Genomic DNA, 12,944 nt, shown 5'->3' on the forward strand with positions numbered 1-12,944 from the left:
GCGGATCAGGTATCGGGTTGTGCGTGACGCAGGGCCGCCAGGGCCATGCGGGCGACGTTGCGCGTCTCGCTGACGGGCGCTCCGCCCTTGGCGCTGACGCGCAGGCCACGCATGACGGTCAGCACGAATTCGGCAGCGGTCTGGGCGTCGAGGTGGGCGGGCAACTCGCCCTGAGCCTTGGCCGCCTCGACAGCGGCGCTCAGGTCGGCTTTGGACTGCTGGGCGCCGCGGCGCAGGATGTCGGCCACCTCGTCGTCGCTGACACCGATCTCGGTGGCCGTGTTGACCGACAGGCAGCCGCGCGTGCGGGCCACGCCGGTCGACGTCGCAATGGAGATCAGCAGGGTCTCGATGCCGGCCAGCGGCGTGGGCGCCGAGGTCAACACCTTCTGCAATGACTTGGCGCGTTCGCCCTGGTAGACCTTGAGGGCCTCCAGGAAGAGACCGCGCTTGCTCTCGAAGGCGTTGTAGAGGCTTTGGCGGCCGATGCCCATGGCCTCGACGAGGGTCGGCATGCCGGTGGCCTCGTAGCCGTTGCACCAGAACACCTCCATCGCACGGAGGAGGACTTCGTCCCTGTCGAATTCAGAAGGTCTTGCCATGGATCAAATTAAACTTGTTTTTGAACGATCAGTCAAGAATAATGACCTCCAACGATTTCGCCACCCCGCCGTCCCCGACATGAACCTCCATCGCCGAAGCTTCCTCACCGCCGCAACTGCCGTTGCCGGCGCTTCTTCCCTGCCGACCTGGGCTGCGGCCGCACCGCGCGGGTTTGGCGAACTGCGCCAGATCGAAGCCGGCGTCTTGAACGTGGGCTACGCCGACCTCGGTCCGCGCAACGGCCCGCCGGTGCTGCTGCTGCACGGCTGGCCCTATGACATCCACACCTATGAAGAGGTGGCGCCGCGCCTGGCCGAACAGGGCTATCGCGTGGTGGTGCCCTGGCTGCGCGGCTATGGCACGACGCGCTTCCTGTCCGAGGCGACGCCGCGCAACGCCCAGCAGACGGCCATCGCCGCCGATGCCATCGCCCTGCTGGATGCGCTCGGCATCCAGCAGGCCACGGTGGCCGGCTGCGACTGGGGCGCGCGCACCGCCTGCGTGATGGCGGCGCTGTGGCCGCAGCGCGTCAAGGCCCTGGTGTCGGTCAGCGGCTACCTCGTCACCAACGTCAAGACCGGCCCCCAGCCGCTGGCTCCGGCCGATGAGCTGGCCTGGTGGTACCAGTTCTATCTGGCCACCGACCGCGGCCGCGCCGGCTACGAGAAGAACCACCGCGACTTCGCCCGCCTGATCTGGCGCCAGGCCTCGCCCGATTGGCGTTTCGACGACGCCACCTTCGAGCGCTCGGCGCCCGCCTTCGACAACCCCGACCACGTCGCGATCACCGTCCACAACTACCGCTGGCGCCTGGGCCTCGCGGAGGGCGAGTCGCGCTATGACGCGCTGGAGGCCAGGCTGGCCACGGTGCAGAGTGTGGCCATGCCGGCCATCACGCTGGAAGGCGACGCCAATGGTGCACCCCATCCGCCGGCAGCGGCCTACGCCAGGCGCTTCACCGGCCACTACGAGCACCGCGAGCTGAAGGGCGGCATCGGCCACAACCTGCCGCAGGAGGCTCCGGCCGCCTTCGCCCAGGCCGTCATCGACGTCAGCAAGGCAGCCTGATCGGACATTCGTCCAATGTTCGCCAGGGCGGGGAAAAGAGACAGTTCGTTCTGTCCCAACCCATCCAGGAAACCACCATGACCTTCGCCAAGCTCTCCATCGCCGCCGCTGCTCTCGCCATCGGCTTCGCTGCTCAAGCCGCTGAACCGCAGCAACCTTCCGTCGTCATCGTCCACGGCGCCTTTGCCGACGGCTCCGACTGGGCCAAGGTCATCCCGCTGCTGCAGGCCAAGGGCGTGCGCGTGACGGCCGTGCAGAACCCGTTGACTTCGCTGGACGACGACGTGGCCGCCGCCAAGCGCGCCATCGACGCCGCGCCCGGCAAGGTCGTCCTCGTCGGCCACTCCTGGGGGGGCACCGTCATCACGCAAGCCGGCGCCAACGACAAGGTCGCCAGCCTGGTCTACATCGCCGCCTTCGCCCCCGATGTCGGCCAGGCCGTTGGTGAACTGGGCAAGGCCTATCCCGCGCCCGTCGGCCTGTCCCACCTGGTGCCCGACGCCGCCGGCTTCCTGCGCCTGTCCGACGAAGGCATGAGCAAGCACTTCGCCCAGGACCTGCCGGCCGCCCAGACCGCCGTCATGGCCGCCACCCAAGGCCCCATCGCCGGCAAGGCGTTCGGCGAGAAGGTCAGCGTCGCTGCCTGGAAGAGCAAGCCGAGCTGGTACCTCGTCGCCGGTAACGACCACATGATCCAGCCCGCCCTGCAGCGCGACTTCGCCAAGGCCATGGGCGCCAAGGTCAGCGAGGTCAAGACCAGCCATGTGCCTCAGCAGTCCGCCCCGGCCCAAGTCGCGGCGACCATCCTGGACGCCGTGAAGCACTCTCAATAACGATGAACCTCAGCAGCGCCTCCATCCCCGTCTTCGACGTCATCTGCGCGCTGGCCTTTGTCGGCGACCTCAGCATGGGCCAGCCCGTGGATCACTCCGCGCGCACGGCCTGGCTGGCGGCTCGCCTGGCCGAGGCCAGTGGCTGCGGGCCCCAGGCCCGCGTCGATGCGGCCTGGGCGGCGCTGCTGCGCTGGTCGGGTTGCACGGCCAATGCGCCGGAGTTCGCCGACCTGATGGGCGACGACGTCGGCGGCCGGCGCGCCATGCTGGCCCTGACCTCGCCGACCGAGATCGCCCGTGTCATCGGCAGCGTCGGCCCCATGGCCCGCATCCACTGCGAAGTCGCCGAGGACATCGCCCGCACCCTGGCCCTGCCCGACGAGGTCAGGGCCACGCTGCGCCACTGCTTCGAGGCCTTCGACGGCACGGGCCAGCCCATGGGCCTGAGCGGCGAGGCCGTGCCGCCGACGGTCTATCTCGTCGCCCTGGCCAGCGATCTGGAAATCCTGTCGCGCACCTATGGCCTGCACAGCGCGCTGCAGACCATCGCCGAGCGTGCCGACCACCGCTACCCGTCCCGCCTCGTCGAACTCGCGCGCGAACAGGGGGCCGACTGGATGGACGCCCTGGACCGCGGTGCCGCGAGCACCGAGGCGCTGAAGGCCGCCTTCGGCGACACCGGGCGCACCGCGGCGTTGGAACTGGTGGCCGATGTCATCGACCTGAAGCTGCCCTGGATGCTGGGCTTGTCGCGGCGCGTGGCCGACACGGCGCGACGTTGTGCCGCCCACCTGGGCCTGGACGAAGCCGCCCAGGGCCGCATCTACCGTGCCGGCCTCATTCACGGCATCGGCCGCTCGTCGGTGCCCAACAACGTGATCGAGGCGATCCGCCCCGTCGGCGAGGCCGATCAGGAAAAGCTGCGCCTCGTGCCCTACTGGGCCGAGCGTGCCGGCCGCCGCATCGAGGCCCTGCGCGACGAAGCCCTGCTGGCCTCCTTCATCGAGGAGCGCCTGGACGGCACGGGTTACTACCGCGGCGTCAGCGGCGAGGCCATCCCGCAGGAAGCGCGCATCCTCGCGACCGCGGCCTGCGCGGTGATGCTGCAGACGGCAAGACCCGGTGCCGCGGCGCTTGACGAGGCCACCGCGCTGCAACGCCTGCGCGCCGAAGCGGGCCGGCTCGACGTCACCACGGTCGAGGCCCTGACCGGTGCGCCCTTGCCCACCCGTGCCCTGCCTGCCGCCTCGCCGCTGACCGATCGCGAGGTTCAGGTGCTGAGCCGCATCGCCCAGGGCGAGAGCAACAAGGAGGCCGCCCGCGTGCTGGGCATCAGCCCGAGCACGGTGCGCGCCCACCTGGAAAGCGTCTTCCGCAAGCTCGAATGCTCGACGCGCGCCGCGGCGACGCTGAAGGCCATGACGCTGCGACTGATCTGACCGCCATGAAAAGACTTGTCGCCTTCCTGCTGGCCCTTTTCATGACGGCACTCGCCTCGGCTCAACCCAGCCTGCAAGGCGGCGGCGAATGGCTCAACTCGCCACCGCTGACACTCGCCGGCCTGCGCGGCAAGGTCGTGCTGGTCGACTTCTGGACCTATTCCTGCATCAACTGCCAGCGCACCCTGCCTTATCTGCGCGCCTGGTCGCAGAAGTACGGCCCCCAGGGCCTGGTCGTCATCGGCGTGCATGCGCCGGAGTTCGGCTTCGAGCGCGATGTGAAGCGCGTGCGCCAGGCGGCCATGGACGGGCGCCTGGACTACCCCATCGTGCTGGACAACGACTTCAGCATCTGGCGCGCCTTCAACAACCAGGCCTGGCCGGGCCTGTACTTCCTCGACGCCCAGGGCCGGGTGCGCCACCAGCAGTTCGGCGAAGGCGACTATGACCGCGCCGAGCACGTGATCCGCGAGCTGCTGCGCGAGGCCGGCAAGGCGCCGGATGCTGGCATGGCCCAGGTCGTGGCCAGCGGTGTGGGCGCCACGCCTGACCTCTCCAACGTTCGCTCACCCGAGACCTATCTGGGCCACGCCCATGGCGCCGCCCGCGGCATCCTGCCCGACCGCGTCAAGCGCTACGGCGGCGGCAGCCCGCGCCTCAACGAGTGGCTGCTGTCCGGCGACTGGACCGTGAAGGCCGAGTACGCCGAGCTGTCGGACGACGGCGGCGGCGTGGCGCTGCGCTTCCATGCCCGCGACCTGCACCTGGTGCTGGGCCCCGGCACGGAGGGCAAGCCGCTGGCCTTCCGCATCACCGTCGACGGCAAGCCGCCCGGCGCCGACGCGGGCGTCGATGTCGACGCCGAAGGGCGCGGTGTCGTCAACGGCGATCGCCTCTACCAACTCGTGCGCCAGCGCGGTCCGGTGAAGGAGCGGACCTTCGAGATCCGCTTCGACAAGCCCGGCGCGCGGGCCTATGCCTTCACTTTCGGTTGACCTCCAGGAGGACTTCATGAACACCTTGCCTCAATCGACAACGCCGATGCCGCCCGCACCGCGGCCCGCCGTCTCCTTCGCCCGCATGCTGGTGTTGGCCCAGCGGCGCTTTCGCGCCAACCAGCCCAACCCGGCCGCGGCCTGAGCTCAGAAAGAGATCGGTGGCTTGCCGCCACGCGGGCGCACCGTGGTCAGCGCGCTGTCCAGCGCCTCCAGCAATCGCCGCGGGTCCAGAGGCTTGGTCAGGTAGCGGTAGAAGCCGGCGGCCATGCCCGACGCCGCCGCCTCGGGCATGGCGTTGGCCGTCAGCGCGATGACGGGAATATGGGCCGTGCGCGGGTCGCGCTTCAGGATGGCCTGGGCTTCGCGGCCCGTCATCGTCGGCATGTTGTTGTCCATCAGGATGACGTCGGGCTGGTGTTCGCGCGCCATGTCGACGCCGAGCTGGCCGTTGCCCGCCGACAGCAGCCGGATGCCGCCGCGTGCCGCCAGCAGTTCCTCGACGAGCTTGAGGCTGGCCGGGTTGTCCTCGACATAGAGCACCGTGGCCGGGCCGCGCCGGGCCGGCTCGGCGGGCAACTGGGTGAGGGCGCCCCAGTCCGTCGCCTCGCGCGGCAGGGCCGGCTGGTCGGATGCCTGCAGGTCGACCCAGAACACGCTGCCTTCGCCGGGCGTGCTGTCCACGCCGATGCGGCCGCCCATCAGCTCCACCAGCCGCTGGGTGACGACCAGGCCGATGCCCGTGCCCTGTTCGGGGCCACCCTCCTGGCCGAGGCGGTTGAAGGGCTGGAACAGCGCCTCGACCTGGGCCGGCTGCAGACCCTGGCCGCTGTCCTGCACGGCCAGGCGCACATGGTTGGCGTCGCGGGCGCTGCAGCTGACATGCACCCAGCCCCGCTGGCGGTTGTACTTGATGGCATTGCTGACCAGGTTGAGCAGCACCTGCTTGAGCCGCATGCGGTCGGCCAGGGCCACCTCGCGGCAATCCGGCGTGAACTCCACGGTGATGCCGCGCTGGTCCGCCATCGGCTCGATCATGCGGCGGCATTCCTCCAGCACCTCGGCCATCAGCACCGGCTCGACCGACAGCTCCACATGGCCGCTCTCGATGCGGGCGAGGTTGAGGATCTCGTTGATCAGCGTCAGCAGATGCTTGCCTGCGCCGACGATGTGGTCGACGAACTCCTGGCGCCTCTCGGGCTTGGCGTCGGCGATGTTGGTGCCCAGCAGCTGGCCGAAGCCGATGATGGCGTTCAGCGGCGTGCGCAGCTCGTGGCTCATGCTGGACAGGAACTCCGACTTGGCGCGGTTGGCTTTCTCGGCCGTGGCCGTGGCCAGCCTGAGCTCCTCGTTGGAGCTTTCGAGCTGGGCCGTACGCTCGCGCACGCGGGCTTCCAGCTTCTCGTTCAGCCGCATGACCTCCTGGGCATGTTTCTCGATCTCGACCAGCATGCCGTTGAAGGAATCGGCCAGCACGCCGACCTCGTCGTCGGTCAGCTTGGGTGCGCGGCGCGAGTAGTCCTGGCGCTGCATGACGTCGCGGGCCACGTCGCTGATGCCGAGGATGGGCCGCACGACGGCGCGCTGCAGCCGCAGTGTCAGCAGGAAGGCGATGCCGAGGGCGACGATGGCGACGATGGCGGCGATGCCGAGGTAGGTCAGCACCCGGTCGAAGAGGGCGTATTCGGCGCGCAGATAGACGCTGCCGATGGTGCGCCCGTCCTGCACGATGGGCAGGGAGATGGCGATGTCGCGGTCGATGCGATGCACGCCACGCATCTCGACGCGGCCCGGCAGAGTGCCTTCCGCACCCTTGGCCGTGTAGGACGCGAAGCGCTCGCCCTCGGCACCGTAGAGGGCAGCCGCCCGCACGCGCGGCTGCAGGCGCAGCAGGGCCAGGTTCTCTCTGGCGACCTTGACGTCGTCGAACTCCAGGGCCGGCGCCGTCGATTGGCCCAGCAACTCGGCCTGGGCCTTCAGTTCTGCCACCCAGCCCTCGTGATAGGACTTGAGGTCATAGGCCACCATGGCGCCCAGTGCGACGAGCAGGGCGATCAGCGACGTCAGCATCGTGACGCCGAGCAGTCTGTGTTGCAGCGAGAGCCTGAACATCTATGACCTGCCTTCAACCCGTCGTGCCACGCCAAGCAGGCGCACGCTGATCTTGAGGCCGCTTTGCGTGGACAGCGGCAACAGGATGTCAAAACGCACCTTGTCGTCCACGACCACGAAATTGATCATGCCCGTTGCGGCACCAGGGTCAAGTTCCGTGACGGTCAGCACCGGCCGGCCTGACAGCGCGGTGAGCAGCCCGGGCGCCTGGGCGGCCATGCTGCGTGACACGAAGACGGCATGGACGCCTTCGGGCACCTCGCCGCGAGCGAGCCGGCGCACCTCCACGGGTCGGCCTGCCACCGAGCTGACCGCTGCCGTGCGGCGGAATTCCTCCACGACCGCCTCGCTGGCCAGCACGCCGATGCGAAAGGGCTCACCCGCGGCGCCCAGCACCTGGGGCGGCCAGTCGATGTAGTTACCGAACTTGCAGACGAAGGCCGCCTTGACCTGGTACTCGACCAGGGCGTCGTCGTCACCCGCCCGCGCCGCGGCCGCGCAGGCCAGCGTCGCAATCAGCAGCGTGCGGCGGGCGAGGGGGCCGTTCGCCATCACTGCCAACGCATTCGGACTTGAAGCTGGATGGTGCGACCGAACTCGGTACGCGTCTGGAGGTCCGTGAACTCGCCATGGCTGCCGGACAGGTTGCGAGCGGTCAGCGCGATGTCGACATCAGCCGACAGCCGCCCGCCCAGGCGCAGGTCCACCGCCGTATAGGCCGGCACGCTGGGAGCGCTCAGCGCACCGACATGGCGCAGCACCAGATCCAGCTCGCCTTCGCGCGGCAGGTTGAGGGCGGCGCGCAGCCGCCAGGTCCGGCGCGGCATCGCCCCTTCGGCCGCCGCCACCGAGTCGGCGGTGTCGATGCTGCCCGGCTTGAGCTCCAGGCGGGGCCGCAGCAGCGTCAGGCCGCCATGCAGGCGCAGCCAGGGGGCGGCCTGCAGGCTGCCCCAGGCTTCCAGCCCGCTGACCCGGCCTCTCATGCCATTGCCGAAATAGACCGTGGTGCCGCTGGGCGCCAGCTCCTGGGTGTGCAGATGGTCGTAGTCGCCATGAAAGGCGGTGGCCGACAGTGTCACGGCCGGGCTCAGCTGGCCGCGGTAGCCCAGCTCCAGCACATTGGCCGTCTCGGAGCGGAAGTCCGGGCCGCCGTTGAGGATGAAGGGCGGTTGCGCCGGGATGTAGACGTCGCGGTCCAGCCGGGTCGGCGCCCGCACCGTATGGGCGGCCGAGGCCCACCACAGTTGGCCGGGCACGGGCTGCCAGGCCAGGCGCAGATTGGGCAGGAACTCGTTGCCCGTGTAGTCATTGCGTTCGACGCGGGCGCCCAGCGTCAGGCGCAGGGACTCGGCCAGTGCCATCTCGTCCTGCGCGTAGAGGCTGGTCCAGGCCTGGTCCAGGCGCGCGGGCAGGAAGGCGAACTCCGGCGCGCCATGGCCGACCTGATCGCGCGAGCGGCGGTGGTTGGCGCCCAGCACCAGGGTGTGCTCGGGCGTGGGCCGCAGTGTGTACTGCAGCTCGAGGTCGGCGATGCTCAGCCTCTCGTCAAAGGTGGGTGGGTTGGCGCGCACGGTGCGGTCCAGATAGCCCTGCACGCTGAGCTCGCCGCCACCCAGCGGCTGCTCCCAGCGCGCCAGCAGATTGGCGCCAGACACGGTGATGGTGTCCAGCGCGAAGTCCACGCCCGTGATGTTGATGCTGCCCGGCAGCGGCTGGCCGTGATTGCCGCGGTAGCCATTGCCCTGCAGCGTGAAGCGCTCGGCACCGCTGCGGCCCCAGTCGGCGCGAAAGCCGCCGCGCAGCAGGTGGCCGGCATCCTCCACGCGGGTGCCGGCCGCCGTCTCGCTGCGCTCCTGGGTCGTGTGCTTGATGAAGAGCCGCATGTCGCCGCCGCCGCCCAGGGTCCAGCCCTGGCGCAGCATCTGGGCGCTCTCCTGGTTGCCGACGACCACCGAGGCCAGCGTGCCGCGCGTGGCCGTGGCGCTCCTGGTGATGATGTTGATGACGCCGTTGACGGCATTGACGCCCCACAGCGTGCTGCCCGGGCCGCTGCTGACCTCGATGCGCTCGATGTCTTCCAGGGCCACGTCCTGCACGTCCCAGAACACGCCGGCGAACAGCGGCGTGTAGACCGAGCGCCCGTCGATGAGGACGAGCAGCTTGTTGGCCGAATTGGCATTGAAGCCGCGCGCGCTGATGGCATAGCCGCCGGTGTAGACCTCGGCGACTTGCAGATTGGGCGCCAGGCGCAGGGCCTCGGGCAGGCGGGTCACGCCGGAGCGGCGGATATCGTCGGCTGAGATGACGAACAGCGAGGCCGGCGCGTCGGCCAGGCGCTGCTCGCGCTTGGCGGTGGACGTGATCGTGACATTGCCCAGCTCTTCCAGGCTGAGGTCGACCAGGGCTGTCTGGGCTGCGGCGGGCTGCGCCCATAGCGCGGCTGCTGCAATGCAACACGCCCCGCGCGGTGACAGTCCCATGCACCCTCCCAACGGTGACCTGGTTGGCCCACGATAACGCAGCAATCGGGCGGCGGCAACGCGTTCGTCCGTGACGAATGGCCGTTGGTCGTCCCCCTGGTTAGCCTGGGGTGATATTTCGCTGGATGGTGCCGTCATGTCTCGCCTGTTGCTGCTGGGCCTGGGTCTCGCCTGTGCCGTCCTTGCCCATGCCCAGACGCCGCCACCGCCCCGGGCGGGTGAAGCGGCGCTGAGCTGGCCGAGTGCCAGCGCCGCCCTGCGCAGCGAGGGCAAGGCGCCGGAGCTGCGCGCCCTGGTCTGGTATCCGGCCCGGTCCGACGCCCGCGAGGTCGACGTGGCAGCCGGCCCGGTCTTCAACGCCGGCCGGGTCGCACCCCGCGCGCCCTGGGCCGATGAGGCCCGTCATCCGCTGGTGCTGCTGTCGCATGGCTTTGGCGGCGCCGCACGCCAGATGACCTGGCTGGGCGAGGCGCTGGCGCGGGCGGGTTATGTGGCCGTCGCCGTCGATCACCCCGGCACCAATGGCGTCGACGGCGTGACGCCGGCCGGCGCCTATGCGCCCTGGGAGCGCGCAGCCGATCTGCGCCTGGCGCTGGAGCGCGTGCTGAACGACGCCTTCATCGGCTCACGCATCGACCGCGAGTGGGTGGGGGTCGTGGGTTTTTCCATCGGCGGCTGGACAGCGGCGCTGCTGCTCGGCGCCAAGGCCGACTTCGAGCGCTTTCGCGCCTTCTGCCGCAGCGCCCAGCGTGACGCCATCTGTGACCCTCAGGTCGAGTTCGACCTGAACTACGCGCGCCAGCGCGAGGAGCTGCAGCGGGTCGGCGCCGAACGCCTGCTGCTGGGCGAAGCCGGTGACTACCGCGAGCCGCGCCTCAAGGCCGGCGTGCTGCTGGCGCCGGCCCTGGCCCAGGCCATCGTGCCGGACAGCCTGGCGCGCATCGGCGTGCCGGTCCTGCTGATGGCGGGCGATGCCGATGCGGTCGTGCCGACGCCGAGCAACGCGGCCTGGCTGCAGCCGCAGATCCAGGGCTCGCGCCTGCAGGTCCTGCCCGGCGTGGGCCACTACGACTTCCTGTCGCTGTGCACGCCGGCCGGGCGCGGCATGCTGCCGCTACTGTGCGCGGAGCCCGGCCCTGCGCGGCGGGCGGTTCACGATCAGACCGTCGAGGCCGTGCTGGGCTTCCTCGCGCGGACGTTGCGGCCGGCGCCTTGATGCCGCCACGTCGGCCAGCAGCAGTTGCAAGGCCAGCGTCGCCAGCAGGGCCGGCGCCAGTTCGGCCTCGGCGCCGGTGACCAGCTGCAGCGGCGTGCCGCCGGCCTGGGCGCTCTCGGTGATCCACACGCCGCAGCTGCCGGGAAGGGGCGCAACGGTGCTGCCCAGGGCCAGGCAGACGCCCGGCGAGGTCGATGGCAGGTCGCCCGGCAGCAAGGGCCGCGCTGGAATGCCGGCCCGCCACAGCGACTGCAGGGCCATGTCGCGCAGTGGCGCGTGAGCCGTGTCGGCCAGCACATCCACCTGACGGGCGCCGGCCAGCGTTTCGGCAGCGAGGGCCAGCGTCGCGCCGTCCAGGCCGCGCAGGGCCTGGGTGCTGCGCATCAGCAGCGGGTGGCCGGCGGGGGCCTCGCTGGCGCCGCTGGCCAGGCTTTCTGCCAGCGCGCGCTTCAGGCTCTTGACGCCGTCGAAGCCCAGGGCGCGACAGAAGCGGATGACCTGGGGCTGGCTGACATCGGCCGCCTCCGCCAGGCGGGCGGTGGCCATCTCCAGCGCCGCCCGGGGGTTGGCGAGCACGACGTCGGCGACGCGGCGTTCGCAGCGGGTCAGATGCGCATAGGCGGCGCGGATCTGGCTGCTGATGGCGCCGCCGCTGACCTGCGTGTGCAGGGCCAGGTCCAGGGCGCGGGCGGCCCCGGTCCAGCCGGCCTCGTCTTCGGGTGCCAGGCGCAGGGCGCGCGCCCACGACACCGTGCACAGCGTGGCCAGGCCCAGGCGCCGGCTCAGCGTGTCGGTGGCCAGCTCGGTGTCCGTCATCAGCACGGCGTGGTGGACGGAGCGGTGCAGGGCGGCGAGGGTGTCGGCCAGGGCGGGCGCCAGCTGTGCGCCGTCGGCGACGCGCTCGTCGGTCGCATGGGCGCGGCGCCCGTCGGCGTGCAGCAGCAGGGTGTGCAGCCGCCCGTCCTGCCAGCGGGCGAGCAACCGGGGCCAGGGCTGGTGGTCCATGTCAGTCGAAGAGTCGGGCGTTGAACCAGCCATAGGCCGCAATGCCGGCATAGCAAAGCGCCGGCACGCCGAAGGAGGCCTGCAGGCCGATGACGTCGGCCGCATGGCCCTGCACGAGGGGCAGCAGCGCACCGCCGACGATGGCCATGCACAGCAGGCCCGAGCCCTGCGCCGTCTGCGCGCCCAGGCGATGCACGGCCATGCTGAAGATGGTCGGGAACATGATGGAGTTGCACAGGCCGACGGCCAGCAGGGCCCACATGGCGATGGCGCCGTAGGTGGTCACGCCGACCGCGATCAGGGCCACGGCCAGGGCCGCGTGCACGGCCAGCAGCCGGCCCGGTGCCATCAGGCGCATCAGGCCCACGCCGACGAAGCGGCCCACCATGGCGCCGCCCCAGTAGAGGCTCAGATAGGGCGCGGCCGCCGCCGCGCTCAGGCCAGCGGCTTCCTGCATGAAGTTGATCAGCAGGCTGCCGATACTGACCTCGGCACCGACGTAGAGAAAGATGGCCACGACGCCCCACAGCAGATGCGGGTGGGTGCGGGCGACCTGGACGGCCGATGTCGTTGCCGGTACGGCCTCGTCGGCGATGCGCGGCAGGCGGGCCAGCGCGAAGAAGCCGGCCAGGGCCAGCAGCGCGAGGGCCAGTGCCAGATAGGGGCCCTGCACATTGCCACTCCCGCCCGCCGGCAGGATCAGCACGCCCAGGGCCGGTGCGACGGCCGTGCCGAGCGAGTTGAAGGCCTGGGTCAAGGTCAGTCGGCTGGATGCGGTGCGCGGATCGCCCAGGGCCGCCACGTAAGGATTGGCCGCAACCTGCAGCACCGTGATGCCGGCCGCCAGCACGAAGAAGGCGGTCAGGAAGAGGGCATAGCCGGCGCTGACCGCAGGCAGGAAGAGCAGGCAGCCCGCCGCTGCGACAACGAGACCGAAGACGGCACCTCGCTGGTAGCCCAGGCGTTGGATCAGTCGGCCTGCCGGCAGCGAGACGAGGAAGTAGGCGCCGAAGAAGCAGAACTGCACCAGCATGGCCTGCAGATAGCTCAGCGTGTAGAGCGCTTTCAGGTGCGGGATCAGCACGTCGTTCAGCGCCGTCAGCAGGCCCCACATGAAGAACAGCAGGGTGACGATGGCGAGTGGCGCGCGGCTCTGGACCGGCAAGGGCAGGGCGGATGACGGGACGGACATG

General features: G+C 70.4%; 12 protein-coding genes. 6 read left to right on the forward strand and 6 right to left on the reverse strand.

Going from position 1 to position 12,944, the window contains the following annotated elements:
* Positions 1-5 precede the first annotated feature (5 nt).
* On the reverse strand, positions 6-602 hold the full coding sequence (locus ACS5PN_RS18515; protein WP_439465456.1) for a TetR/AcrR family transcriptional regulator: 597 nt from the start codon (positions 600-602) through the stop codon (positions 6-8).
* 79 nt (positions 603-681) lie between these two features.
* On the opposite strand from ACS5PN_RS18515, the gene ACS5PN_RS18520 reads away from it, so the two are divergent.
* The 5 genes from ACS5PN_RS18520 (at position 682) to ACS5PN_RS18540 (ending at position 5,083) form a co-directional block, all read left to right on the forward strand.
* The gene (locus ACS5PN_RS18520) at positions 682-1,671 is read left to right on the forward strand and encodes an alpha/beta fold hydrolase (protein WP_439465457.1); all 990 of its coding nucleotides are present in this window, start codon (positions 682-684) and stop codon (positions 1,669-1,671) included.
* 77 nt (positions 1,672-1,748) lie between these two features.
* Positions 1,749-2,504, forward strand: a complete 756-nt coding sequence (locus ACS5PN_RS18525) for an alpha/beta fold hydrolase (RefSeq protein WP_439465458.1) — start codon at positions 1,749-1,751, stop codon at positions 2,502-2,504.
* A 2-nt stretch (positions 2,505-2,506) separates the two neighbouring features.
* The gene (locus tag ACS5PN_RS18530; protein WP_439465459.1) at positions 2,507-3,943 is read left to right on the forward strand and encodes an HD domain-containing phosphohydrolase; all 1,437 of its coding nucleotides are present in this window, start codon (positions 2,507-2,509) and stop codon (positions 3,941-3,943) included.
* Positions 3,944-3,948: 5 nt separating this feature from the next.
* Positions 3,949-4,938 carry a thioredoxin family protein gene (locus ACS5PN_RS18535; protein WP_439465460.1) on the forward strand — a complete coding sequence of 330 codons (990 nt, stop codon included), beginning with the start codon at positions 3,949-3,951 and terminating at the stop codon, positions 4,936-4,938.
* Positions 4,939-4,954: 16 nt separating this feature from the next.
* The gene (locus ACS5PN_RS18540) at positions 4,955-5,083 is read left to right on the forward strand and encodes a hypothetical protein (RefSeq protein WP_439465461.1); all 129 of its coding nucleotides are present in this window, start codon (positions 4,955-4,957) and stop codon (positions 5,081-5,083) included.
* 2 nt (positions 5,084-5,085) lie between these two features.
* Here the strand turns inward: ACS5PN_RS18540 and ACS5PN_RS18545 are convergent, their stop codons facing one another.
* Genes ACS5PN_RS18545 through ACS5PN_RS18555 form a run of 3 tightly spaced genes read right to left on the reverse strand, consistent with a single transcriptional unit; the run spans position 5,086 to position 9,530 of the window.
* Entirely contained in the window at positions 5,086-7,050 is a 1,965-nt protein-coding gene (locus tag ACS5PN_RS18545; RefSeq protein WP_439465462.1) for an ATP-binding protein, read from the reverse strand.
* Complete coding sequence (locus ACS5PN_RS18550; RefSeq protein WP_439465463.1) at positions 7,051-7,602, reverse strand: YfiR family protein; 552 nt, start codon at positions 7,600-7,602, stop codon at positions 7,051-7,053.
* Entirely contained in the window at positions 7,602-9,530 is a 1,929-nt protein-coding gene (locus tag ACS5PN_RS18555; RefSeq protein WP_439465464.1) for a TonB-dependent receptor plug domain-containing protein, read from the reverse strand. Before ACS5PN_RS18555 ends, ACS5PN_RS18550 begins: the two co-directional genes overlap by 1 nt.
* 136 nt (positions 9,531-9,666) lie before the next feature.
* On the opposite strand from ACS5PN_RS18555, the gene ACS5PN_RS18560 reads away from it, so the two are divergent.
* Positions 9,667-10,746, forward strand: a complete 1,080-nt coding sequence (locus tag ACS5PN_RS18560; RefSeq protein WP_439465465.1) for an alpha/beta hydrolase family protein — start codon at positions 9,667-9,669, stop codon at positions 10,744-10,746.
* Here ACS5PN_RS18560 and ACS5PN_RS18565 read toward each other — a convergent pair.
* Together ACS5PN_RS18565 and ACS5PN_RS18570 are read right to left on the reverse strand one after the other, a co-directional pair.
* On the reverse strand, positions 10,645-11,751 hold the full coding sequence (locus ACS5PN_RS18565; protein WP_439465466.1) for a MurR/RpiR family transcriptional regulator: 1,107 nt from the start codon (positions 11,749-11,751) through the stop codon (positions 10,645-10,647). The genes ACS5PN_RS18560 and ACS5PN_RS18565 overlap by 102 nt on opposite strands.
* 1 nt (position 11,752) lies before the next feature.
* Entirely contained in the window at positions 11,753-12,943 is a 1,191-nt protein-coding gene (locus ACS5PN_RS18570; protein WP_439465467.1) for a sugar MFS transporter, read from the reverse strand.
* Between the last annotated feature and the right edge of the window lies 1 nt (position 12,944).

The sequence above is a fragment of the Roseateles sp. NT4 genome (assembly GCF_051857475.1).
Lineage (GTDB): Bacteria > Pseudomonadota > Gammaproteobacteria > Burkholderiales > Burkholderiaceae_C > Pelomonas.

Coding starts and splice junctions, on each gene's coding strand:
- ACS5PN_RS18550 (WP_439465463.1), bottom strand. CDS start 7,602: ATGGCGAACGGCCCCCTCGCCCGCCGCACGCTGCTGATTGCGACGCTG.
- ACS5PN_RS18545 (WP_439465462.1), bottom strand. CDS start 7,050: ATGTTCAGGCTCTCGCTGCAACACAGACTGCTCGGCGTCACGATGCTG.
- ACS5PN_RS18515 (WP_439465456.1), bottom strand. CDS start 602: ATGGCAAGACCTTCTGAATTCGACAGGGACGAAGTCCTCCTCCGTGCG.
- ACS5PN_RS18530 (WP_439465459.1), top strand. CDS start 2,507: ATGAACCTCAGCAGCGCCTCCATCCCCGTCTTCGACGTCATCTGCGCG.
- ACS5PN_RS18565 (WP_439465466.1), bottom strand. CDS start 11,751: ATGGACCACCAGCCCTGGCCCCGGTTGCTCGCCCGCTGGCAGGACGGG.
- ACS5PN_RS18520 (WP_439465457.1), top strand. CDS start 682: ATGAACCTCCATCGCCGAAGCTTCCTCACCGCCGCAACTGCCGTTGCC.
- ACS5PN_RS18540 (WP_439465461.1), top strand. CDS start 4,955: ATGAACACCTTGCCTCAATCGACAACGCCGATGCCGCCCGCACCGCGG.
- ACS5PN_RS18535 (WP_439465460.1), top strand. CDS start 3,949: ATGAAAAGACTTGTCGCCTTCCTGCTGGCCCTTTTCATGACGGCACTC.
- ACS5PN_RS18525 (WP_439465458.1), top strand. CDS start 1,749: ATGACCTTCGCCAAGCTCTCCATCGCCGCCGCTGCTCTCGCCATCGGC.
- ACS5PN_RS18555 (WP_439465464.1), bottom strand. CDS start 9,530: ATGGGACTGTCACCGCGCGGGGCGTGTTGCATTGCAGCAGCCGCGCTA.
- ACS5PN_RS18560 (WP_439465465.1), top strand. CDS start 9,667: ATGTCTCGCCTGTTGCTGCTGGGCCTGGGTCTCGCCTGTGCCGTCCTT.
- ACS5PN_RS18570 (WP_439465467.1), bottom strand. CDS start 12,943: ATGTCCGTCCCGTCATCCGCCCTGCCCTTGCCGGTCCAGAGCCGCGCG.